The organism is Thalassospira sp. MBR-102 (genome assembly GCF_040549275.1).
Classification (GTDB): domain Bacteria; phylum Pseudomonadota; class Alphaproteobacteria; order Rhodospirillales; family Thalassospiraceae; genus Thalassospira; species Thalassospira xiamenensis.
The window spans coordinates 1-23,919 of the sequence record NZ_JBEPTC010000011.1 but is presented as its reverse complement, the minus strand read 5'-3'; the positions used below and the strand labels follow the sequence as shown (position 1 = coordinate 23,919).

Below are 23,919 nucleotides of genomic sequence, written 5' to 3'. Positions count from 1 at the left end.
AATGTATTTTACGCAAGAGCATATTGATCAGTTGATTGAAGGGTTTGTTGAAGCCAGAGAGCATCTAAATGCATGCAAAGAACGTTTTATTGTGCACGAGTTTGCAACTCGCGAGGCCCGTGAACACGCTCATCATGGACTTTGTCGGCGGCTGGAAACCCTAGATCATGCTGTGGACCGCGTTTATGAATTGCTTCCTCCCGATATTGACGACATACCCCCAAGGGGTGATGTCAAGGAAGCAACTATCCACATCCAAGCAAGTATTTCCAATATCATCGGTTGTCTGGATAATTTAGCTTGGATTTGGATTAATGAGCGTAACTTAAAACATCGAGATGGTAGCACATTTAGAACGAGGGAAGTAAAGCTCTCCAGAGATTGTCGTGATCTATGGCGTGACTTGCCACAAAGATTTCGAGACAAGATTGTCGAATTTAGAGATTGGTTTACTCACATTACTGAGTGGCGTGACGCGTTAGTACACCGAATCCCTTTGTACATTCCGCCTTACTGTGTTCGGGATACCGAACAATATAATCAGCTTGTTAAGCAAGCAAATGAAGCGCTTCGAAATGGCGACTTAGAATTGCATGTGCGCTTGAAGCAGCAGTATGAAGAAATGCACTATTTTGTACCCTGCATTATGCACTCGTTTGAGGAAGAAGCTGAGCCTGCTGTTTTCCATGCAAACCTAGTTGCGGACATCAAAACAATTGCCGTTCTTGCGAACTTATTCCTCACTTGCTTGGAAGAAGCTTAAGGCGCAAGTGAATCACAGAATGGCGTGCTTTCACTACTTACTATGCTACCGGTTTGCGACCATGAGCTTTGCCCCCAACAGAACAAACACCCCTGCAAAGCTTTTCCCCAGCCAGTTCATGATCCTTGGCCGTTCGATGACGTGGCGGCGAAGGGTGCTGGCGAAGAAGCCGTAAATAATGAACACCGCGAAGGTGATCGCCATGAAGGTCAGGCCGAGGAGGGTCATCTGGGCGGTGGTTCCGGCGGCATCCGGGGCGACGAATTGCGGCAGGAAGGCCAGGAAGAACAGGGACAGTTTCGGGTTGAGCGCGTTGAGCAGGATGCCGTCGCGGATAATTTTGGTGGCATGGATCGGATCGGATTTGGCGGTGACTTTCATCGCACCCGTGCCACGCCACATGCCCCACGCCATGTAAAGCAGCCACGCCACGCCAAGGTAGCGCAGGATTTCAAAGGCAAGCGCACTGGTATGCAGCAGGGCCGCAAGGCCAAGGATGCTTGCGCACATGGCGGGCAGGATGCCGAGCGTGCAGCCAAAGGCTGCCCAGATGCTCGCACGCATGCCGCGCCCAAGCCCGATGGCAAGGGTATAGATCACCCCCGTGCCGGGCAGCAGGACGACAACAAGCGAGGTCAGGAGATAGTCGGGGCTGATCATGATAGCGCGGTTCCGTTTTGTGGTTTGACATGATCCGCGCAGTTAAGCGTGTTTTGATCGGGTATTCTTGAACGGAATTGCAAGAGACTTGTCAAAGCGTCGTCGCAGGAAATAGTTTAGGGCATAAAGTTCAGGATGATCAGTGATTTCGGGGAGAATGTGAACGTGTCGGATGCGCAAAACGATGTGAAATTCAATGCGCCGGTTTTTATCGGTGGAACGGGTCGTAGCGGGACATCCATTCTTGCCGGCATTCTGGGAACGCATAACTCGCTTTACTTTGCCTGCCACGAGAACAAGCTGATTTCGGAATATAATGGCCTGCGCGATGTTGCCGATGTGTTTTCCCATAAATCCGATATCATTCGTCGCCATTTTGCTATCGTCAATTTCTTTGGCCGTGCCGCATCCATGACCCGTTTCGGGTTTCGCGATGCCACGCTTAACCAGAAGCTCTCCGATCTTTGCAAAAACAAGGGTATGGGCTTTCAGCAGGCGTTCGAGCTGGTCCAACGGGAAAATCCTCAGGCAAACGGGGCCATTCATTCTATCGGACAGGCTTTTGGTGCCGAGTATTTCGAGAAATGCGTAAAAGTATTTCTCAATCAGCTTGTCGCCCATGTGGATCAGGACGGGATTGTCGATACCGATGGTCTTTTGAAGCCGTTCTTCCTTGGCAAGGATTTGGAGCGGGTGGAAGTTCTGGCGATGTGCCGCGAGTTTCTTTTTGCGCTTTATGCCAAATCCGGCCCGGTGCGCTGGGTCGATGATACGCCGACAAATGCATTGCATATCGATTTCCTGCATGAACTTTTCCCCAAGATGAAATTCATCCATATGGTCCGCAATCCGGCCGATGTTGTCAGTTCCTATGTCAAACAGGTCTGGTTCCCAAGCGATGTCGGATTGGCCGCCAAGCAGATTTCATCGATGCTGCTGAAGACCGAGGCGCTTGAAAAGTCGCTTCCGGCCGGAAGCTCCATGACGGTTCGGATGGAAGATCTGGTTGGCGAGACCGAGGCGACAGTTGCAAAGGTTGCCGCGTTTATTGGGGTTGAAAACCGGTTCAATCATAGTTTCGTCAGCAGCGAGGCGGCCAATATCGGCCGTGCGGATGAAAATCCGGAGATTGAGGATGCGGTCAACAACCTTCTTGGCGGCTGGAAAGAGCGCCACGGTTACGCGTCTTAGAGCACGCAGAGTTTATGATCCCGACGAAACTGCCCTTTTGAACCGCCCCGGCGAGAGGCCATAGGCGCGGATGAAATGCCGGTTCAGGTGGCTTTGATCGGCAAAGCCTGCGGTGGCGGCGACCTCGGCCAGTGGGGTGCCGGTTGTGATCAGGCGGCGGGCGAAGTCAAGGCGGCGCTGGATGATATAGGCATGCGGAGTGAGGCCCGTTGCGCGGGTGAAATGGCGGACGGTCTGAAAGCGGCTTAGCCCGGCGGCATTGGCGAGATCGGCAAGCGAGAGATTTTCGTCCGGGGCATCATCAATCATGGCCTTGGCGCGCGCGATGTTTTGATCGGCACGGTTGGAGGCCTGATTGCGGGCAGGGTCGAATTGGCCCGGTTTGATGCCGGGTACAATGATGGCGTGATGGAGCAGAAGAAACAGCATTTCTTCGCGCCGGAGGGCTGCGGTCTGGCTGTTGCCCTGAGTGATGGCGTTAAAAAGGGCGGCGAAGCATTTTGCGACATCGGGGGATGTCATGACCGGGTTGGTGAATTCGTATTCGCCTGATTTGCCATCGGACATGTCGTGGGCGGCGTAACTGATCAGGTCCGGATCGAAATACAGCATGTTCCAGCCTCGCGGGCTTTGGCCAATCGGGGTGCCGTCATGGACTTCGCGCGGATTGACCGTGATGATGTTGCCCGCCCCTGCTTCGACCATCCCGCGCCCCGAAAGCGATTTTTGTGCGCCCTCAAACATGAAGCCGATGCCGAACTGTTCATGGCTGTGTCTGGCAAAGCTGTGGCGTGTCCTGGCCATGATAGCCTCGACCCCGGTGCAGTCATGAGACAGGATGTGAAACGGTTCGTTTGATGCGTCTGACATGCCAGAAGACTGGCAGTTTTTGCGTTGTTTCGCAATCGGGTTGCCATCGGGTCGAAATCAGTTGCCGTTATTGTTGTTGGGGCCGAGCATTTCGCGCAAGCCCCCCAATCCTTCGACATGTTTGGCAAAGACGCTCATGACGATCAGAAGCGGGACGGCGACAAGCACACCGATGAAGCCCCATATCCAGCCCCAGAACGCAATGGCGAGAATGATCGCGACCGAATTGATGCGCAGCCGGTTGCCGACAAGGGCCGGGGTGAGAAACTGGCCTTCAAGGGCGGTGCAGGCGAGATAGATCGCGGGTGGCAGCAGGGCCGCGGTTGTGGTCGGCATGGAAACCAGTGCGACCATGCCGACAATGCCGATGCCGACAACCGCCCCCAGAAGCGGCACGAAATTCAGGATCGCCGCAACAATGCCCCATAAAACCGGATTGGGCATGCCAACAATGGCAAGGAGGCTTCCGATGATGATGCCAAGCCCGATATTGATTGCCGATATGGTCAGCAGATAGCGCGAGACTTCGCGTTCGATATCGTGCGCGATGCGTAGACCCTTTCGCCGGTCGCCAAAGGTTGGCAGGGCACGGACCATTTTTTCATAGACCATATCCCCCGACGAGAGAATGAACAGCAGCAGCACGAGCATGAGCGCAATACCGGCAACAATTTCCGGTGCGCCCCGGGCGGCCTGGCTGATCATGGTGGGTTCCTGGACCACGACCTTTTGCGTGTCGGCCTGATCATTCTGGTTGGTGGCTTCTTCGACCTGCTTTTGCACATCGCGCAGTTTTTCAAGCGGCCCGCCAAGATCGGCCAGACGCAGGCGCAACTGACGTTCGATTCTGGGGGCGTCATCGATCCACTTTGATACCGGTTCGCTCAGGCCATAAATCCCGGCAAGCACCGATGCGGTCAGGGTCAGGACAATCGCAAGCGCGGTCAGGCTTTGCGGGATGCGATAGCGCGCCAGTGTGCGGACGACCGGGGAAAACACCAGTGCCAGCAGGAAGGCCAGTATCACCGGCAGGATCAGGCTTTGGGCGACGTAAAAACAGCCAAAGGCCAGAATGACGAAGGTGCCGATCACCGATACCGTGCGCGCCCGGCGATAGGCGCGTGCACGCGCGCTTAACATTCTTTGTTCGGCTTCATCGATTTCGGTAGGGGCATCCGCAGCACCGGTTTCAATGGCGGGGGTGTCGGATGCCTTGATCGGATCGGTCATGCAATACGCTCCGGGCGGAATTCTGCCGGGCATGATGCAGGCGGCAGGAGGGTGACCTGCCTTTAACGTCTTGTGACAGGGTGATGTTCCGCCGGGATGAATGTAAGTGGCTAGTAAAGCAAAACGGCGCCCGAATTGGACGCCGTTTTGAGCCAGACATATGTCAGAAGATCAGAAGCGCTTGATCAATGCAAAGCGGACATTGTGCGACTGGAAGTCGCCATCATAAGAAAGGTCTGAGGCAGCACCGCCTTGGCCAATGTCTCTGTCGCCGTCTACAATGGACGGGAAATAGGTCAGGACATAGTCCCCGCGAAGCGACCAGCCATTGCCGATCAGGTACCCGGCCCCGATGCTGCCCGACACGCCGAATGCCGTTTTCGTATCGGTAAATGTATGATTTGTGCCTGTACCAAAAGTATCGGTGAATTTATGTGTGGTTTTGAACCGGCTGATCGATGGACCCGCCGCGAAATAGACCTGCCATCCCCCGGTCGCATAGCCGATTTTGGGGCGGATGCTAAAGGTGAAATCCGATTCAACGGTGGTTTGGGACGTGAAGCTGTTGGCCGGAGATGTATCATACGGGGTCCGGCCATGGCTTTCTGATTCAGAAAACGGCATGAATGTCAGATCGCCTTCCACCCCGTAAATCATATTACGGTCCTGATGGTCGTATCCGAAAAGGGCAGAGCCGGTGACGTCAAAACCCTCGATCGTTTCATTGAGGATCGGGGTGAGTTGGTTTCTGTCACTGCCCAAGGCACTGTCCTGGAAATAACCGGTATACAGCACGTCGGTGTCCGGCTTTGCCGCACTATATGCGCCACCAAGTGCCAGGCCGCCATAAAAGCCCGACCAGTCTGTTTCAGCAGAGGCGTGGGAGGCAGCGGCACACAGGATGACGGCTGCGATACCGGCACACGAAATACGTGATTTTAGAGGAAAGCGCATGATTTTGTGGCTCTGTTTGCTATCGCAGTCTGTCGACCGGGCGACGAGGTGAATAATGAATGATTATTCAATAGCATAGCCAGATTCAACGCGAAATAGAAATAATTGGTCAGGAGATTGCCGCAGCGACCCGTCAGGCATCGATGGCCGGTTCCTGCAATTGCAGTTCACGGGCCATGATGACGGCCTGTGTGCGGCTATGGACCGAAAGTTTGCGCAGGATGGCGGAGACATGGGCCTTTACGGTGGCCTCTGTCACGTCAAGCTCGTAGGCGATCTGCTTGTTCAGTTTGCCTTCGGTCAGCATGTTGAGCACGCGCAATTGCTGTGGCGTCAGCTGGCCGATTTTTTCGGCAAGGCCGGTGGCCTCGTCATCAGCGGGGCCGTTTTCAATCGCGTCACGCGCCCAGTCGGGCATCCACATATCACCGTTCAGAACGGTGCGGATGGCCGTCCCGATCTGATCAACGGGGGCGGATTTCGGAACGAAGGCCGATGCGCCATATTCAATCGAACGTCTGACAACCGGCAGTTCCTGACTGGCCGAGACGATGGAAACCGGAATGTCGGGATAGGAAGCGCGCAGGGTGAACAGGCCGGTAAAGCCGTTCATGCCGGGCATGTGCAGGTCCAGCAGGACAAGGTCGATATCGCCGCTATGGGCTTCGATCTGTTCGATGGCTTCAGACAGGCTTCCGGCCTCGTACAGTGTGACGTTTTCCAATTCTGATGACAGGGCCTGTTTGAGGGCACCGCGCACAAGCGGGTGGTCGTCTGCGATCAGAATCTGGAAGCTGTCAGCCATTGGCGATTTCCCCGGAAGTCATTTCCCTTAAAAGGTCGCGATTATTCCATCCCGTTATCTTTTAACGGCGTCTCACGATAATATTAAGGTGAGGGGACGATAAACCGGGATGACATTGTTTGTCTGGTGTGGTGCGACCCTGATGCGTCCTTGCTGCGCTGGCAGAAAGGAGTGAGGGAAACCAAAGATCACTCTCGCCCCACGAAATGTGAAACTTCGGCCCCCCTCGCGCCACCACTGATGATTATGACGACTAAAATCCGGCTCGTAAACTCTGCATTTGTCGGAAAGTGAAATTTACCTTATCTGTTGGGTCAATGAACGAAATTCAGTTTTGAAGAACTGCGCCGCGCTGCAACATTGGCGATTTTATACAATCACCGGAAACGCCGCGCAGACCAAGGGAAAAAGGACTGTCTGATGTCTGATCAACCGCAAGTCATCCGCCGCGAAGATTACACCGCACCGGCCTTTCTGGTCGAGAAGGTCGAACTGGTGTTCGAGCTTGATCGGGATGTTACAAATGTGAAATCGCGGCTGTTCGTGCATGCGAATCCTGTGCGTGGGACCGGCGGTGGCGACATGGTCCATCTTGACGGCGAAGACATGAAGCTGGTTTCGGTTTCGGTTGATGATCGCAAGCTTGGTGTTGATGAATATAATGTCGATCCATCGGGGCTCAGCTTTAGCGCACCGGGCGAAACCTTTGTTGTTGATATCGAAACCCAGATATCGCCTGCGGCCAATACGCGGCTTGAAGGGCTTTATGTGTCGCAAAGCGCGTTCTGTACGCAGTGCGAGGCGGAAGGGTTCCGGCGCATTACCTATTTCCCGGATCGCCCGGATGTGATGGCGACCTATAAAGTCACCATCAACGCGGACAAGGCGGCGTGCCCGGTTTTGTTATCCAACGGCAATCTGATTGATAGCGGTGATCTTGACGGCAACCGGCATTACGCGGTGTGGGAAGATCCGTTCCCGAAGCCGAGTTACCTTTTTGCGCTCGTGGCAGGCGATTTGGCCTGTGTCGAGGACAGCTTCAAGACCATGTCGGGGCGTGATGTGGCGCTGCGGATTTTTGTCGAACATGGCAATGAAGACCGTTGCGATTATGCGATGGACAGCCTGAAACGGTCGATGAAGTGGGATGAGGAGGTCTATGGCCTCGAATATGATCTGGACCTGTTTAATATCGTCGCGGTTTCTGATTTCAATATGGGGGCGATGGAAAACAAGAGCCTGAATGTGTTTAACGCCAAATACATCCTGGCTAAGCCCGATACCGCGACCGATACGGATTATGAATTGATCGAATCGATTGTTGCGCATGAATATTTCCACAACTGGTCGGGCAACCGGGTGACGTGCCGGGACTGGTTCCAGTTGTCCCTCAAAGAAGGCCTGACGGTTTTCCGCGATCAGGAATTTTCGGCCGATCAGCGGTCCCGCCCGGTGCAGCGCATCAAGGATGTAGCCCAACTTCGTGCGCGCCAGTTCCCCGAGGATGGCGGGCCGTTGGCCCACCCGGTACGCCCGGACAGCTATATGGAAATCAACAATTTCTATACCGCGACGGTCTATGAAAAGGGCGCGGAGCTTATCCGCATGATGCATACCCTGTTGGGGGCAGAGGGCTATCGCAAGGGGATTGACCTTTATTTCGATCGGCATGACGGGCAGGCGGTGACCTGCGATGATTTTGCCAGGGCGATGGAAGATGCCAATGATGTTGACCTTGGGCAGCTTAAAATCTGGTATTCGCAGGCGGGGACGCCGAGCCTGAGCTGGCAGGGTGAACATGATGCGGAGTCCAAGCAGTTCCGCCTGACGGTTTCCCAGAAAACCGCACCGACACCGGGGCAGCCGGACAAGGTCGCACTTCATATGCCGATTGCGATTGGCCTTCTGGGCCGGGATGGCCGGGAGTTGGTTTCGCGCACCGTGCAACTGACCGAGGCCGAACAGGAATTCGTGTTTGATAATATCGATCAGGTGCCGGTGGTGTCGTTCAACCGTGGTTTTTCGGCCCCGGTGAATATCGCGACCGAACAGCCGCATGAGGAGCTTGTGTTCCTGATGGGGCATGACAGCGATGCGTTCAATCGCTGGGAAGCGGGGCAGAAATATGCGACCGCGCTGATGCTTTCGGCCATTGCCGAATTTGAAAAGAATGGCGGCGATGCGGACGAGGCATTGGGCGATGTGACCGAATTTGTGGCGGCGATGCGTGCGACCCTGATCAATGACGATCTTGATAAGGCGTTTCGCGCCGATGCGCTTGTCCTGCCGGGGGAAGAGTTCCTTTCGGAGCAGCGCAAACCCGCCAACCCGGACGCGATCCATCAGGTGCGCAATGCGTTGCGCAAGCGGATCGGATCGGACCTTCGGGCCGAATTTGGCAATGCCTATAATCAGAATGCGTCAAACGCGGCCTTTACTCCGGACGCGGAATCGGCCGGGCAGCGGGCCTTGCGCGCAACCGCATTGGCCTATCTGGTGGCAAGCGGAGAGGGCGAATTTGCCGATCTGGCAGCCGAGCAATATCGCAGCGCCGATAACATGACGGATCGGATGGCGGCCCTTTCGGTGCTGAACCATCTGGATCATCCGGGCCGGGCCGAAGCACTTGCCGATTTCGAGGCACGCTTTGGCAAAGACACTGTGGTGATGGATAAATGGTTTGGCCTGCAGGCGATGTCATCACGCGATGATACGCTGTCGCGCGTGAAGGACCTTATGAGCCATCCGTTATTCACCATGCGCAACCCGAACAAGGTCAGGTCGCTTATCGGATCGTTCGCCATGGCCAACCCGCGTCACTTCCACGCAGCGGACGGCAGTGGATATGCGTTTTATACCGACCGCCTGATCGAGCTTGACGATATCAACCCGCAGGTCGCGGCACGGCTTTGCGCGCCGCTTGGCAAATGGGCGAAATATGACGAGGCGCGGGCCGGCCTGATGAAGGCAGAGCTTGACCGTATCCTCGCGAAACCGGACATTTCGCGCGATCTGTATGAAATCGCATCGAAATCGCGGGCGGTATGAGGCCGTGGGTCATTGCGTGAATGCCTTTCTTCATAAGGCCCATGCGCCCGATATGCATGATTTGCGATGGGGGTTGTTGCGAATGGAAAGGGATAGAATATGAATTTGGCCGCCGTTGCAGCACAGCTTTCCGACGGATGGAAGGGCCGGGTTCTTGCCGATTTTGGCTGTGTCCGGATGAAACTTTTCAAGGCAGATGCCGTCGGCCTTGCCGAGGAAATGCATTCGGATTGGGATGAAGCGATCCTGATGCTGGAGGGTGAACTGGTGCTGGAGCTTGATCAGGTGCCGATGCACCTTAAGGCTGGTGATTTTCACCTGATCCCACGCGGGGTCCGGCACAGCATTTTGCCCGGTTGCCGCGGATCGTTCATATTGCTTGATCCTGAACCGCTGGCTTAAACAGCCGACCAATGGAAAACGCGAAAGGCGGCACGCGATATGTGCCGCCTTTTTTTGTTTCGGACTGGTATTTAGCAGCCTGTGGTCAGGTTCCTGAAAAGAACGCCGGGATTCATTCTGTTTTCCGGATCGAGGCTTTTCTTGATGCCGATCATCAGTTCGTAGCGCAGCGGATCGCAGAGGCGTTCTAGTTCGTCGGTCAGTTTTCGGCCAACGCCGTGTTCGGCGCTGAAAGTTCCGCCGAAGCTTGCTGCGATGTCGTGGACGCAGCATTGGACGTCATGTGTGACCTGTTCGGGATCGGAAAGCTGGTTCCAGTAATCGTGCGGGAACATCAGGATGTAATGCACATTGCCATCGCCCAGATGGTTGACCAGAAGCGGTGTTGCCATTGGGAATTTTTCGGCGGTGACTTCCTTGGCTTTGGCGATGAAAGCCGGGACTTTTGAGACGCGAACGGCAACATCGTGAACAAGTCCCATGCCTTCGAGTTTGTTGGCTTCGGTCACGGAATGGCGGACATGCCAGATTTGTTCGGCCTGCTGGGCGTTGCTGGCGATGAAGGCATCAAGGACCGATCCGTTTTCAAGGTTTTCGCCAAGAACCTCTTCAAAGATGCCGTTCAGATCGACCGATGCATCGGTTGCAGTCAGTTCGATCATCAAGGACCAGTCGGGAACGGTATCGAAAGGCACGCGGATGCGGTCAATGTGGCGGACAACCGCGTCAATTTCGGTGCCGGAAACGAGTTCGAAGGCTTCGATATAGGGGCCGCATTTATCCTGAAATTCGGTAAACAGGCGGACGGCGGTTTCGGGAGAATCAACTGACACCCAGGCATGCGCATCATTGGTGTTTTCCGGATGCAGGCGCAATGCCGCACCGGTAACAATGCCAAGCGTGCCCTCGGCCCCGATGAACAGATGTTTGAGGTCATAGCCAGTATTGTTTTTCTTGAGCCCTTCGAGGTCGCTTAGAATTCGGCCATCGGCCAGAACAACCTCGATCCCGCAGACGAGATCGCGCATCGGGCCATATTTGACAACGCCGGTACCCCCGGCATTGGTCGAGATCAGGCCACCGATCTGCGCACTGCCTTCGCTGCCGAGATAGAGCGGGAACTGGCGTTTGTAGGGTTTGCTCTTTTCATGAAGGTCGGCAAGGATGATGCCGGCATCGACGGTGACGATATTTGCCGCCTCGTCAAATTCGCGTATTTGCTTCATGCGTTGCAGGCTGATGACGATGCCCGGTTTGTCATCCGCGGGGCTTTCGGGGACACCGCCGTAGCAGAGGCCTGTATTCCCCCCGAGGGGGAATACAGGCTGTCCTTCCTCGGCCGCCACTTTCATCGTCCGGGAGACCTCCTCGACATTGGCTGGAAGGGCAACGCACAGGGCTTTGCCTTTCCTTCGATCACGCCAATCTATCAGATAAGGGTGCATATCCTGTGGATCGGTGATCAAACCTTTATCGCCGAGGATTTGGTGGAGACGATTAATCATGGCAGGTCCTTGGAAAGAAGAGATCAGGCTACGTTGGCAAGAGAAGCGCTATCAAAGGCGGATTTCAGCGCGTTGATGGTTACTTCTGACGGGTCTTCAAGGGGCAGGCGCACACCACCAACCGGGTGTCCGGCCATTTCCATGTATTTTTTCAAGGGGCCGGGGTTGGTTTCGCGGAAAATGGCATCGATGGCGTTATCGAGCTGCTTCTGAAGGTTAAGCGCCTCGTGCAGTTTGCCGTTACGCGCAAGGTTGAAAATCTCGATCCAGATTTTCGGATAGACGTTTGCGGACGCCAGAACGCCGCCCTTGGCACCAAGGGTTACATGGGTGGCAAACAGCGGTTCTTCGCCGCTGAGAATAGCCATTTTATCACCGGCCAGTTTCATCGTCTTGATGAATTCCGGCATGTCATAGTTTGAACATTTCATGCCGATGATCGAACCGTCTTCGGCCATTGCCTGAATGGTTTCGGCCTTGGTTGAGACGGTTGTGCGGCGGGGGATTTCATAAAGCAGAACCGGGACGCCAACTTCGTTGCGATAATTGGCAAAATATTTGCGCATGCCGTCCTGGGTACCGGCCGCGTAATAGGGGGTCACGGTCATGACCCCGGCAGCCCCGACTTTTGCGAAGTCCCTGCCAGCTTCGACGGCGTCGGGGAAGCCGGTGGAAAGAACGCCCGGAATGACCGGGGCGGTTCCGGCGGCATCGACGCAGGTTTTTACGATGTCCTTGCGTTCTTCGCGCGAGAGGGCCGGATATTCACCCGTACCGCCAATCGGAACGATGCCGGTTGCACCAGCAGCAAGCTGCCAGGTGACGAGATCGGCAAGGGCCTTGTGATCAATGGATTTGTCGCTGTTAAACGGGGTGACAATCGCGGTGTAAAGGCCGGTAATGTGGTTTTTTGTAAGAGTCATTTCAGTCTCGTGTCTTTTGGGTGGTGGCGATCAGTTCAGGAAACCGAACATGCGCGGCAGTGTCAGGGAGACAGCAGGCACGTAGGTTACGATCAACAGAACGACGATATTGGAAATCAGGAACGGGAAGCTTTTGCGGACAATCGCGGCAAGCGGTTGGCCGCTTATGGCCGAGCCAAGGTAAAGCCCCAGCCCGTAAGGCGGTGTCATGAGCCCGATCATCACGTTAACCACCATGATGACACCGAATTGTACCGGGTCGACACCCATGGCAGCCACAATCGGGGTGAAAAGCGGCGCAAACAGAAGAAGCTGAACGGAATCGCCGATCCAAAGACCGTTGATCAGGAAGAAAATGTTCAGGCACAGCAGCAGCATCCAGGGCTGCATATCAAGCGTTTCAACCAGCATGGTCAGTTCGGACGGCACACGTTCGGTAGCCAGAATCCAACTGATCACGCTGGCAAAACCGACAATCAGATAAACCGACGCCGATGTGCGGACCGCACGATCAAGAATGCCCCATATCTGTTTGAGCGACAGGGTGCGATAGGCACAGATGCCGACCAGAATGGCGTAGGCAACGGCGATTGATGCTGCTTCTGTTGCGGTGAAGATGCCCGAAATGATCCCGCCGATAATGATCAGCGGCATGAACAGCGCCCAGAAGGCGTTGTAGAAAATCCTGAATGCCAGGCCGAGCGTCAGGGCCTTGATCGGGTTTGCCGGAAAGTTGTTTTTGCGTGCGATGAAATAGATCACGATGATCTGCGCAATTCCCATCATCGCACCGGGCACGGCACCGCCAAGGAACAGAGCGGCAACCGATGTGTTGGTCAGGCTTGAGAAAATGATCAGCGGGATCGAGGGCGGAATGATCGGCCCCTGAATGGCTGAGCTGACGGTGACAGCGGCGGCAAAGTCCGCACGGTATCCGTCCTTTTTCATCATGTCGATTTCGACAGGGCCAAGGGCGGAGATATCGGCCAGCGCCGAACCGGACACGCCGGAAAACATCATCGACCCGACAACGTTGACATAGGCCAGCCCGCCGCGCCAGCGACCGACCAGAAGGCGGGAAAATTGCACCAGCCGTTCTGTCATGCCCACCGATGTCATGATTTCACCGGCAATGATAAATAGCGGGATCGAAAGCCAGATAAACACATCCATCCCGGTGAAGAATTTGTGGGAATACATGTGCAGCATGTCGGTCATGCCGGGCTTGACGAAGAAATAGGAAAGGCCGGCAAAGCCAATCGCAAAGATCACGGGGCTGCCAAGGAACATCAGCAACAGCAGCAGACCGATCATGGTAAGAAGTGCGTAATCCATAATAACCCCTAGAGCTCGGCACGCAGAAGTGAGGCTTCCTGTTCGGTGTCGGGGCCTCTGAACAGGTCGCGAATGGCAAGGACGACCATGTGGAACAGCATCAGGGCGGCGCCGACCGGGACCGAGAGATAGATCCAGAACCATGACAGGTTCAGTGCCGCAGATGTGCGTCGCAGACCGAAGATGGCGGAATCAATGCCTTTGACCAGAAGAACGCCAAGCAGCAGAGCAAGCAGCAAACGGAAGAAAGCATTGCGATAGCCCAGCCAGCGGCGTGGCCAGAAGCTGTCAAAGAAGTCGACACAAACGAGCTGTTCATCACGAACAAGCAGGCTGCCGCCCAGCATCACCACCCAGACCATCAGGAAGCGTGCGGCTTCTTCGGGCCACGGCAGGGAGAAGTTGAAGCCAAATCGCAAAACGACCTGTACGAACAGGATGACCGCAACGGATGCAAGCATCAATCGGGCCAGGACCGAGGTTGTATGGGCGACAGTCGATGAGAGTTTATCGAGGGTCTGAAGCATGAAGAATCCTCTCTCGGATCGTGTTCGGAAGGGAGACACGGATCGCGGAACGTCACGCGAATGGACCAGATGGCATTCGCAGAACAAGCAGGAAAAGAAAGGCCCGGCGGAAGCCAGCCGGGCCCGTAATCTTATTTCTGTGCTTCTTTGACAGCAGCTTCGAGTTCATCGATCAACTGGGCACCAACCTTTTCTTCCATGAAGGCACGAATCGGTTCCTTGGTGGCGTCGACGAATTTCTGGAATTCTGCCGGGGTCGGCTGATAAATCTCGACGCCAGCGTCACGAATGACCTTGAGGTCCTGTGATTCCTTGGCGGCGATGATGCCGAGCATCGCGAAAGTCGCCTTGGCCGTCGCGGTGTCAAAGATGACTTTATCCTCGGCATTCAGGCCTTGATAGAAGTCATCATTAATGGTGATGAGCGGCATGTTGATCAGGTGATGATCAAGTGTGTAGTACTTTTGGACTTCTTGCAGATTGGTCAGAAGCATGGTGTAGGGCGCATTTTCCTGGCCGTCGACCACGCCGGTCTGCAAGGCGCTGTAAAGTTCGGCCCATGCAATCGGGGTCGGGGATGCGCCAAGGGCCTTGACCATTTCCATATGCAGCGGGACGGTCTGGGTTCGGATTTTCAGACCCTTCATGTCTTCGGGGGTGCGGATCGGGCGGACCGAGTTCGAGAAGTTGCGGAACGCGCCGGTCAGATAGCTGAGCACGCGCACGCCGCTGCCTTCGGCAATCATGTCGGACAGTTTTTTACCAAATGGCCCTTCGTTCAGCACCTTGCGCGCGACTTCGGTGGTCGGGAAGGTGTAGGGCATTTCGAGGATCTGGGCGGGCGGGTAGTATGCGGCAAGGTGCCCGGCATTCAGACCGCCAACCATGTCAACAAGGCCGATGGAGTTCTGTTCGGCAAGGGATTCAAGGTCCCCAAGCTGGCCGTTTGGATAAACTTCGAGCTTGAAACGGCCGCCCGACTGGGTCTGAAGGACGTTGTCAAAAACCTCGGTAAAGGTCCAGTACGGGTTATCAAGAAGGTCGCCTTCGCCATCGACATGGGCAAATTTGACGATCGTTTGAGCATGCGCAGATATAGAAAATAATGCACTCAGGCCAACGGTGGCGGCGAGGGTGACATGCCGAAGCTTTCGAGTGATGTTCATATTTTCTCCTTATACCGGGCAGCGCACAGAGCAATGGTGCTTTGATGTCTGCCTGGTATTTCCCTGATAAATTTTCAGACACTTGCGTTTGGTTGAGTTTCTTATTGGCCGCAAAGTCGGTTTGGTGCCGGACGCATCGCGAAAGGTTGTGCTGCGAAGATTGGGCGAGAAGTTTTCGCAAGGTTCGAAATGCATCCGGTGAATTCAGAATATATCCGATACAATCGAAGTCAATAAAATACGATAAAAAATTTCCTATAGTATATTTTTTGTCAAATATGGCATATTTTCTGATATGGTATATGCTACTGATGCTGTAAAAAGCGAAGGGGGTGTTCAGGCTTCGGTTGTTCAACAGGCAGCTGCTTCTGACACGAAAGGGCATTGATTATGAACAAGGGGAATATCAAGGCATGAACGTCGATCTGGAAGATTTCCAGTCCAACCGCCGACAAACGAGTTCTTCGGGTAACCGGCCTGATGCGTTTGGTCCGCGATTGCATCAATTGCGCAAGGCGCGCAACTGGACATTACAGGATGCCAGCAAGGCTTCGGGGATTTCGGCATCCGCTTTCTCAAAGATTGAACGTAGCGAACTGTCGCCGACCATCTCGACGATCCAGCGGATCGCGAGGGGCTTTGATATGGATGTCATCAGTCTTCTGGCTGATCCGGATGAACAGCCATCCCTGTTGGGACGTCGAAGTGTTACACGTGCGAACGAAGGTAAACCGCATCTTTCGGGAAGCTGCGATAACAAGCTTCTGTGTTCTGATCTGAAAAACAAGCGCATGACGCCGATCAAAACCCGTGTCGTTGCCAGGGATGTCGAGGAATACGATGTCTGGCCCAAGACGGATGCCGAGATTTTCATGACCGTGCTGAGCGGAACGGTCATCGTGCATAGCAAAATCTATGAACCGCTGGAGCTTCATGAAGGCGATTCGATGTATTACGACGCCAGTGCAGAGCATGTCTGGACCCGAAGCGGCCCAGAAGAAGCGGTTGTCCTTTGGGTTCTGACGAGTTGAGCGCATGGCAGCAGGGCTATTGAATGGCGACGATTATCGTGCGGTAGCACGCAAACGGCTTCCCAAAGGGCTGTTTGAATATATTGATCGCGGGACCGAGGCCGAGCTGGCCTTGGCCGATATCCGCCAATCCCTTGACCGTATTAAATTGCAGCAGGCTGTTCTGGCGGGGCATGACAATGTCGACCTGTCGGTTTCGCTGTTTGATCGCAAGTATTCCTGCCCGCTGATCATTGCGCCGACGGCTTTGGCCGGTCTGGTGTCGCATGACGGGGAGGCGAAGCTTGCCCGGGCTGCCGGAACGTTTGGCATACCTTTCTGTGTTTCGACCCAGTCCGTGATGACGATCGAAGACATTCGAAAAGGGGCGCCCGATGCGGAATTGTGGCTTCAGCTTTATGTCTGGCAGAACCGGGCTTTGACGTGGAATTTGCTGGATCGGGCACAGGGCTGTAATGCGGAAACCCTGATTGTGACGGTTGATACGCCGCAGGGGCCCAAGCGCGACTATAACCAGCGCAACGGATTTGCCATTCCCTTTGTCCCAACCGTGCGTGGCATTTCCGATGTGCTGCGTCATCCGGGCTGGTTATGTTCGGTCATGTTGCGGTATCTGATGACGACGGGCATGCCGAGCTATGCGCATTATCCACCTGAATACAGAACTGCGATTACCCGCCAAACGGCGGCGGACGATGTCAAAATCGAAAAGACGCTCAGTTGGGGGGACATTGCGGAAATTCGGGATCGCTGGCAGGGGCGGCTTATCCTTAAAGGCATATTGTCGACGGTTGATGCCGAGCGCGCCGCCCAGATCGGTGCCGATGGTATTGTGGTGTCCGCACATGGCGGGCGGAACTTTGACCTTGCGCCTGCGCCGGCGACGGTCCTGCCGGAAATTGCAGCCGCAGTCGGTGGCAAGCTTGAAATTATGGCCGATAGTGGCGTTCGTCGTGGAAGCGATATTCTTAAATATCTGGCACTGGGCAGCCGTTCGGTTCTGATTGGCCGATTGCCGCTTTATGGCTTGGCCGCCGGCGGAGAGCTGGGCGCGATTGATGTCCTTGCGATGCTTGTCGAAGAAATGCAAAGCAATATGATCTTTGCTGGCATTGGCCGGGTGGAAGAATTCAAAGGGAATGCAATTGTCTGATGGTGGCAAATGAAAAGGCGGCACGCGATATGTGCCGCCTTTTTGTGTCGTGGCCTGTTTCAGGCAGGTACGATCAGGTCAGTTTCATCCGTTCGCTGAATTCCTTCATGCGTTCGGAAAGATTGCGTGCCATGTCGGAAAGTTCGCGGCTGGCAGTGTTGAGGTCATGGGCCGAGCGGCCCGTGCTTTGTGCACCGTCATTCACGAACCGGATCATCTGGTCCATCGATCCGGCGCCTGATGCAATGCGCTGTACGTTTTCCGAAATCTCGCTGGTCGCGCGTCGCTGTTCATCCACCGAATGGGTGATCGTCGACTGGATGTCGTTGACCTGATGAATAACGTCGCCCACCGTGCTGATGGAATGGGCGGCTTTCTGGACTTCCTGCTGGATCGCGGTGGTCAGATCGCCGATCTGGCCGGTGGCATTTGCGGTCTGATCGGCAAGCGATTTGACTTCGTTTGCGACAACGGCAAAACCACGCCCCAGTTCGCCCGCCCGCTCGGCTTCGATGGTCGCATTAAGCGACAGAAGCTTGGTGCGATGCGCGATATCGTTGATCAGATCAATGATCGATCCGATTTCCGAGCTTGCCTTTTCAAGCGATACGATATTGCGCTGGCTTTCCTCTGCCTCGGTGCGTGCCCGGTTGGTCACGTTTGCGGCCTCGGATGCCTGACGGTTGATTTCGGCAATCGAGGATGAAAGTTCCTCGACCGCGGTGGCGACGTTCTGGGTGTTGCTTGCCGCCTCGCGTGAGACGTCAAGCGCGCTGCCTGACTGATCGACCGTGTTTTCCGACTGGCTGGTCAGATCACGGGCAAGGCCAAGAAGCCCTTCGGACTGTTCGGTGACCGATTGCGCAACCCGGGCGACCTCGGCCATCATTTCGCTGACCGCGATGCGGCTTTCTTCGCGTTCGGTCACCACGTTCCAGGCCAGCATGGTGCCCACAAGGGCATTGTCCTTGTCGCGCACGGGGGCTGCCAGAAGTTCAAGGTGATCGCGTTCGGTTTTGACCACTTCGGTAAAGGGCAGGTTGGCCGGGTTGGAAAGCCGTTTCTGGAATTCCGCACCGACCTTGAGGAAGTCGCCCGAAACCGAAGCCGCATCACCACCGACATAGGTTTGCGCACTGGCATTCAGATATGTCAGTTCGCCTTCAGGCGTGATCAGGGCGGTCATGGTCGGGGTGTTTTCGACCATGTTTTGCAGGATCATCGCCTGACGCACGGCTTCGCGCAGGCCAACCAGTGCCTTGCGCATTTCGCCGATTTCATCGGACCCGACCCGGGGCAGGCGGACATTGGTATCCCCGTTTGAGATCGATGTCATTGCCCCGGCAAAGGCGCGCAGATTGCGAAATACCGTGGTTCTGAGCAATATCCAGCCCGCAATCCAGCCAACCAGAAGGACGGCGACCAGAATTTCGATCGAGAGCGTTCGAAGATCGTCGGTCTGGGAATAGAAGTCGGTAATATCGCGATCAAACGTGGCGGTGGCCCAAACCCCACCACGGTCATTGCCGATTTCGATATCGACCGTGGCACGCCGGGTGCCGTCGGCCGGTGTCACGGCTGCTGCGTTTGTATCTTCTGCTTTATCTTCTGGGGTAGGGGCCTCGGTGCTGGTGGCTCCGGGCAGGACCTCGCCGCCTTCCGTCGTTTTACCGTCTTCAAGGCTTTCAAACAGAACGGTGCCATCATCGCCAAGAATGCGGAAATTACCGCCAAGCACCTTGCCGATACCTGTAAGGGTAGGCAGGGGATCGGTGATGACTTCCATAAAGCCGACAGCACGAAAACCGCCAACCGGAACGATGGTGCTGAAAACCGGTTTGCCGGTTGGGGTTGCCCACATATAGGTCACCGGTTTGCGGGCATCGGCCTTGTCGCGTGTTTTAAGGTAATCCATCACCGCCGCATCATCGGTGACACTGGCCCCCAGATTGGCATCCGAGGTTGCAAGCTGGTTGAAATCGGTGTCATAGGCGATGGTTTCGACCAGAACCAGTTCGCCCTGAACGACCTGGCTGGCATTGGAAAGGATGTTAAGTTCGGCCTTCATGCGGGCCTGATCGTTATCCTGATAGCTTTTGACCAGACTGCCAAGGCGCGACCATTCATTGACAATCGGTGTGACCTTGTCTGCGTAATCCTGTGCCACGCGTGAACGGACAAAGAAATTGACTGTGCCGCCGACCGAATTGTTCAGCGTATCAACGGCAAAGTTTCGATAGGTGTCACCGGTCCACAGCAACATCCATGTGACTGCACCCGATAAAAGCAAACCTGTTACAAGCAGGATGCGTCGTAACGTCAGGAGGCCCGTAGCGCCCCCTGCAATAGCCGTCTTCGCGGCTTTGTCTCCCGTCATTCATTACACTCCAGAGCCAGTTTTTTATGGTTCTTTTGGTGCTTCGTTCCCGGTCTACCTCTTGGGGGGTAATTGGTTTGATCCAAACAGAGCTTGGCGGCAAACACAATAGCGCTATTGCCCCAAACCCCATGTTTTTCGCGGTATACAGTATTCTATATATTCGTGACGGGCGCGAAATCCGGGCCGGGAATCCCGTGAATTTCGGATGGCTATTGAAAAAACACAAAAAAACTTGCGAACGAGTGTGATAATCGTTTGCAATTAGATTTCTGATGATCTATGACTGTGTTTGTCAAATGCAGACGGCAACGTCGTTTGCGACGGGCCATCAGGCTGACATGGCGTACCTGATGGTCACTGTTCTTCGGGACTCTCTCTCCCCGAAGGTCGATCTCTCTCACTCGAGGGGGCTGGTATCCGGAAATTGTGCGGGACAATTCCGGGCTATATACCAGCCTCCCTTTTTTTGTCCTGCTGGCCGGTTTTGCGACATCCGTGCTTTGAAATCGCCAAAGTTTCATGACATCTGCAATCTGCATATCGGCGCGCGATTTTGGGGGCGACCGGGCCTGCGTTTTTAGCGTTTTATAAACGGCCTGTGCCCTAAAAGAAGCAGGGTAGCCTGTGGCGGGGGTCAATCGCCATGACGGATACGCGCGATATTTACAGATAATCAGTCGTAAAGGACCGGCAGAAAATGGCTGGCGAAGACGAAAACAACCGCACCGACCTGCATGCGGACCCGAAACCGGAACCGCAGAAAGACGCGCCCTTACCGGCGTTTATTTATGGCCGCAATGGCCATGGTGAGGACGGCGGGCGTCATCGACAGTCACAAAATGGGCGGATAGCAGAAATGGATCGCAAAACCTTACTGGGTCTCGCAACCGGTGCCGGCATGCTCGGTCTGGTCTTGTTCTTTGTCGGCATGCTGGTCGGCGCTGGGCTGTTCATGGACCCTGACGAACAGATGGCAGCCAACGAAAAACCGGCAGGGCAGGCCGAAATTCTGGCAACCCTGCCCGAAAGTCCGACATCAAACCCGGCACCGACAGCCGAAATGCCCGATGCCGGTACTCTGTCGGGGACTGAAACGTCATCCTCAACCCCGGCGGCACCGGCTGTGACCGATGATCCGGTGGGGGATCTGATTGCCGAACGCAGTGCCGTGATCGAGGGCGAGGATGCGGGCAATACCGCAGAAAACGGTGAGGCGGCCAATGAAGGTACGACCGACGGAAATGATGCCCCGGTCGCCCCGGAAATGAGCGACGCCGAAAAGGCGGCGGCCCGTGCGGAACAGGCCGATCAGGGCGCGAATGCCCCGCGCAAGCTTCAGGCACCGGAAATCAAATCATCCGATGATGCCGCAGCCAAGTCATCAGAAACCACATCCACATCCACATCCGCATCGGCGGCACCCGCAGTCCCCGAAGCCCCGGCGGCCGCGGCGGAAAACACGACGGTTGCCAAGAAAACCGAACCGGCAGCGACGTCTGCGCCCAAAGCAACCGCGTCCGGGGCGGCCGCCCCGTTCTCGGTTCAGGTGGGGGCCTTCAAGGTGCATGAAAATGCCAGCCAGCGCGCCGAAGAATTGCGCAAGCTTGGCCTTGAGGTCGCGGTTGTCGCCCGTGGCCCCGAAGGGGATGCCACCTGGTATTATGTCCGGGTTGGCAGATTTACGACCATGAAGGAAGCGCGCGACAAGGCAAGTGCGGTCAAGAAGGACCAGAATCTTGACGGTTTCCCGGTCCGGGCCGAGCCCAATGACCGCGAAGTCAACTGACACATATATATAGTGTCGATCAATATGATACCGGGGCCGGTGCAGATGCTGCATCGGCCCTTTCTGTTTTCTGATGAACGGGTTTGTTTTTGCGCCATCTTTGCGGCATTCTACTTGCCTTCACAGGGCAAAGGCTTTAGGCGGTACGCCAGAGTTTTTCGGAAAGCAAAGCCGTGACGTGCCACGCGGGCAGCTTTGCACATCAGGATGGTTGGCAGAAACATGACCACGCAAAACGATTTTCCCAATCTTCATATTCTCGATCACCCGCTGATCCAGCACAAACTGACGCATATGCGCAAGGTTGATACCTCGACCAAGACCTTCCGCCAGCTGCTGAAGGAAATTGCGCTGCTGATGGGCTACGAGATCACCCGCGAATTGCCGGTCAGTTATGAGGATATCGTCACCCCGATCTGCCCGATGAAGGCACCGATGATCCAGGGCCGCAAACTGGCCGTCGTGCCGATCCTGCGTGCCGGTCTTGGTATGGCCGATGGTCTGATCGAACTGATGCCGTCCGCGCGCATCGGCCATATTGGCCTGTATCGTGATCCCGAAACCCACATGCCGGTCGAATATCTGGTGAAGCTGCCCGAAGTCGAAGGCCGGACCTTCATTCTGGTCGATCCGATGCTGGCAACCGGGAATTCGGCGGTGGCGGCAGTTGATACGCTGAACAAATATGGCGTGAAGGATGAAGACATTCGCTTCATGGCGCTGGTCGCGGCCCCCGAAGGGGTCAAGGTCTTCCATGACGCGCATCCGAATGTACCGGTCTATACTGCGGGCCTTGACGAGAAGCTGAATGAAAAGGCCTATATCGTGCCGGGCCTTGGCGATGCCGGTGACCGTCTGTTTGGCACCCGCTGATCTGATCGCATGATACAGTAACACGAAAGGGCGCCGTCGGCGCCCTTTCGTGTGGTCTATTCGGATTTCGTCGGTGCCGTGATCAGCCTTTTGGCGATACCGTGATATCAACCGTTGATCCGGCAAACGATCCGCCTTGCAGCTTGATCGTTGCAACGCGGCTTTCGCGGTCATAAACCATCACCGATATATCGGCGCGGACCACGGTGACCTTGCTCCAGCCGAAATTGGGCATTTCACGTTCATAGAAATCATACATCTGGGCGGGTGTGCCACCGGCATTGATCACAAGACGCCCGTGCCACGCATCGGATGCCCCGAAAATGATGCTGCGATCCATATCCAGCGAGGAATTGGACGGCATCGGAATGTCGGTGAACTGGGTAAAGGACGGGATCGGTTGACCACCACCCTTGCTATCCGACCCGTTGTTTGACGAAGTATTCGGAACAAGGTTCGAACCGGAGCACCCCGCAAGCGCAAGGCTTGCCAGTGCGGCTGCACAAATAAATGAATGTCGCAGTCTCATCATCTTCCTTCGGTCCCCTAATGCCGTTCAGGCACTGTTATCTCGCCCCATAATCAGGTCATTATGTAAAGGAAAGGTTCACATATTGCCTTTTGTCCATCTTTTCAAAGACCAATTGGCAATATTGCGTGTCCCGTCCGGTTTTCCTGCAAGCGATCATTGCACCGCAAACACCATATATAAAGCATCAAAATTGCCATCGATCATCTGATCCGTATCAAGAAAGTGGATCGGGACAGGGGGTAATTTGGTCGAACCCGGATAAAAAGCGCACCAGACGGCGAATCATTATTCGGGTTTCGGGTTTTTCTTGCGGTCTGAATGGCCGACTTGCGCCGTATTTTGCCAGACGGATTTGCGATTATTCAACTTAAAGTCCGAAGCCCGCCGTGGACTTGTTGCCACGGTTGGTAAAGCGTAAAATACTAAGTCATTGAATTTAATGGATTTCGATAAAAAAGACGTCGAAATGCATTTTTTCTCGAAAAAGGTGTTTACAGGTTTGGTTAGGGGCCCTATAACCCGCCTCCACCGACGGGGTGCGGCGCCAAGGAGACGGCGACGCGGACTGGAAGGTAGAGGGCTACGGCTCTAGAGTTCTTTGACATTGTTGATCAGTAGGAAGGGATGCGCGGGCAGCGTTATGGCGTTTAGTCTGTGCATCCTGGAGACGACGGACCGGTTTGGTTTAGACCAGATTGGTTTGTGGTAACCACCAAAATGTGCAGACGTCGGTTTTTAAGAGTTTGTCTATGAGACAAGCTTGGATTGAACATGAGAGTTTGATC

General features: G+C 55.1%; 20 protein-coding genes. 8 read left to right on the top strand and 12 right to left on the bottom strand.

Annotated elements, in window-relative coordinates; genetic code table 11:
• Position 1 precedes the first annotated feature (1 nt).
• A complete protein-coding gene (locus ABIE64_RS16910) occupies positions 2 to 763 on the top strand; it encodes a hypothetical protein (protein ID WP_007092196.1) in 762 nt (253 codons plus the stop codon).
• 45 nt (positions 764 to 808) lie between these two features.
• Here the strand turns inward: ABIE64_RS16910 and ABIE64_RS16905 are convergent, their stop codons facing one another.
• Entirely contained in the window at positions 809 to 1,423 is a 615-nt protein-coding gene (locus ABIE64_RS16905; protein ID WP_354378035.1) for a LysE family translocator, read from the bottom strand.
• A 165-nt stretch (positions 1,424 to 1,588) separates the two neighbouring features.
• Between ABIE64_RS16905 and ABIE64_RS16900 the strand changes: the two genes are divergently transcribed.
• Positions 1,589 to 2,614 (top strand): sulfotransferase family protein, encoded by a 1,026-nt coding sequence (locus ABIE64_RS16900; RefSeq protein ID WP_158526676.1) that lies wholly within the window; start codon positions 1,589 to 1,591, stop codon positions 2,612 to 2,614.
• A gap of 12 nt (positions 2,615 to 2,626) precedes the next feature.
• Here the strand turns inward: ABIE64_RS16900 and ABIE64_RS16895 are convergent, their stop codons facing one another.
• The 4 genes from ABIE64_RS16895 to ABIE64_RS16880 form a co-directional block, all read right to left on the bottom strand.
• Positions 2,627 to 3,484, bottom strand: a complete 858-nt coding sequence (locus ABIE64_RS16895) for an AraC family transcriptional regulator (protein WP_063094957.1) — start codon at positions 3,482 to 3,484, stop codon at positions 2,627 to 2,629.
• A gap of 57 nt (positions 3,485 to 3,541) precedes the next feature.
• Complete coding sequence (locus tag ABIE64_RS16890) at positions 3,542 to 4,714, bottom strand: AI-2E family transporter (protein WP_354378034.1); 1,173 nt, start codon at positions 4,712 to 4,714, stop codon at positions 3,542 to 3,544.
• 171 nt (positions 4,715 to 4,885) lie between these two features.
• Positions 4,886 to 5,668 carry an outer membrane protein gene (locus ABIE64_RS16885; RefSeq protein ID WP_354378033.1) on the bottom strand — a complete coding sequence of 261 codons (783 nt, stop codon included), beginning with the start codon at positions 5,666 to 5,668 and terminating at the stop codon, positions 4,886 to 4,888.
• Between the two features lie 133 nt (positions 5,669 to 5,801).
• On the bottom strand, positions 5,802 to 6,473 hold the full coding sequence (locus ABIE64_RS16880; protein WP_007092201.1) for a response regulator: 672 nt from the start codon (positions 6,471 to 6,473) through the stop codon (positions 5,802 to 5,804).
• A 420-nt stretch (positions 6,474 to 6,893) separates the two neighbouring features.
• On the opposite strand from ABIE64_RS16880, the gene pepN reads away from it, so the two are divergent.
• A complete protein-coding gene (pepN, locus tag ABIE64_RS16875) occupies positions 6,894 to 9,521 on the top strand; it encodes an aminopeptidase N (protein ID WP_354378032.1) in 2,628 nt (875 codons plus the stop codon).
• Positions 9,522 to 9,620: 99 nt separating this feature from the next.
• Positions 9,621 to 9,923: a cupin domain-containing protein gene (locus ABIE64_RS16870; protein ID WP_085644269.1), complete on the top strand. Its 303-nt coding sequence runs from the start codon at positions 9,621 to 9,623 to the stop codon at positions 9,921 to 9,923.
• A gap of 71 nt (positions 9,924 to 9,994) precedes the next feature.
• Here the strand turns inward: ABIE64_RS16870 and ABIE64_RS16865 are convergent, their stop codons facing one another.
• From ABIE64_RS16865 to ABIE64_RS16845, 5 genes are all read right to left on the bottom strand, one after another.
• On the bottom strand, positions 9,995 to 11,428 hold the full coding sequence (locus ABIE64_RS16865) for an FAD-binding oxidoreductase (RefSeq protein ID WP_354378031.1): 1,434 nt from the start codon (positions 11,426 to 11,428) through the stop codon (positions 9,995 to 9,997).
• A gap of 23 nt (positions 11,429 to 11,451) precedes the next feature.
• Positions 11,452 to 12,351, bottom strand: coding sequence for a 4-hydroxy-tetrahydrodipicolinate synthase (dapA, locus tag ABIE64_RS16860; protein ID WP_354378030.1), 900 nt, complete (start codon positions 12,349 to 12,351; stop codon positions 11,452 to 11,454).
• A 30-nt stretch (positions 12,352 to 12,381) separates the two neighbouring features.
• Positions 12,382 to 13,686 carry a TRAP transporter large permease gene (locus tag ABIE64_RS16855; protein WP_063094941.1) on the bottom strand — a complete coding sequence of 435 codons (1,305 nt, stop codon included), beginning with the start codon at positions 13,684 to 13,686 and terminating at the stop codon, positions 12,382 to 12,384.
• Positions 13,687 to 13,694: 8 nt separating this feature from the next.
• Positions 13,695 to 14,213, bottom strand: coding sequence for a TRAP transporter small permease (locus ABIE64_RS16850; protein WP_063094938.1), 519 nt, complete (start codon positions 14,211 to 14,213; stop codon positions 13,695 to 13,697).
• 131 nt (positions 14,214 to 14,344) lie between these two features.
• Positions 14,345 to 15,379 carry a TRAP transporter substrate-binding protein gene (locus ABIE64_RS16845; RefSeq protein WP_063094936.1) on the bottom strand — a complete coding sequence of 345 codons (1,035 nt, stop codon included), beginning with the start codon at positions 15,377 to 15,379 and terminating at the stop codon, positions 14,345 to 14,347.
• Between the two features lie 413 nt (positions 15,380 to 15,792).
• Between ABIE64_RS16845 and ABIE64_RS16840 the strand changes: the two genes are divergently transcribed.
• Together ABIE64_RS16840 and ABIE64_RS16835 are read left to right on the top strand one after the other, a co-directional pair.
• On the top strand, positions 15,793 to 16,410 hold the full coding sequence (locus tag ABIE64_RS16840) for a helix-turn-helix domain-containing protein (RefSeq protein WP_065702207.1): 618 nt from the start codon (positions 15,793 to 15,795) through the stop codon (positions 16,408 to 16,410).
• Between the two features lie 4 nt (positions 16,411 to 16,414).
• The gene (locus ABIE64_RS16835; protein ID WP_354378029.1) at positions 16,415 to 17,563 is read left to right on the top strand and encodes an alpha-hydroxy acid oxidase; all 1,149 of its coding nucleotides are present in this window, start codon (positions 16,415 to 16,417) and stop codon (positions 17,561 to 17,563) included.
• 73 nt (positions 17,564 to 17,636) lie between these two features.
• Here ABIE64_RS16835 and ABIE64_RS16830 read toward each other — a convergent pair whose 3' ends face one another.
• Entirely contained in the window at positions 17,637 to 19,940 is a 2,304-nt protein-coding gene (locus ABIE64_RS16830) for a methyl-accepting chemotaxis protein (RefSeq protein ID WP_354378028.1), read from the bottom strand.
• 700 nt (positions 19,941 to 20,640) lie between these two features.
• On the opposite strand from ABIE64_RS16830, the gene ABIE64_RS16825 reads away from it, so the two are divergent.
• A complete protein-coding gene (locus ABIE64_RS16825) occupies positions 20,641 to 21,729 on the top strand; it encodes an SPOR domain-containing protein (RefSeq protein ID WP_354378027.1) in 1,089 nt (362 codons plus the stop codon).
• Positions 21,730 to 21,951: 222 nt separating this feature from the next.
• Positions 21,952 to 22,602, top strand: coding sequence for a uracil phosphoribosyltransferase (gene upp / locus ABIE64_RS16820; RefSeq protein ID WP_007092206.1), 651 nt, complete (start codon positions 21,952 to 21,954; stop codon positions 22,600 to 22,602).
• A gap of 82 nt (positions 22,603 to 22,684) precedes the next feature.
• Here the strand turns inward: upp and ABIE64_RS16815 are convergent, their stop codons facing one another.
• On the bottom strand, positions 22,685 to 23,134 hold the full coding sequence (locus ABIE64_RS16815; RefSeq protein ID WP_233421754.1) for a hypothetical protein: 450 nt from the start codon (positions 23,132 to 23,134) through the stop codon (positions 22,685 to 22,687).
• Between the last annotated feature and the right edge of the window lie 785 nt (positions 23,135 to 23,919).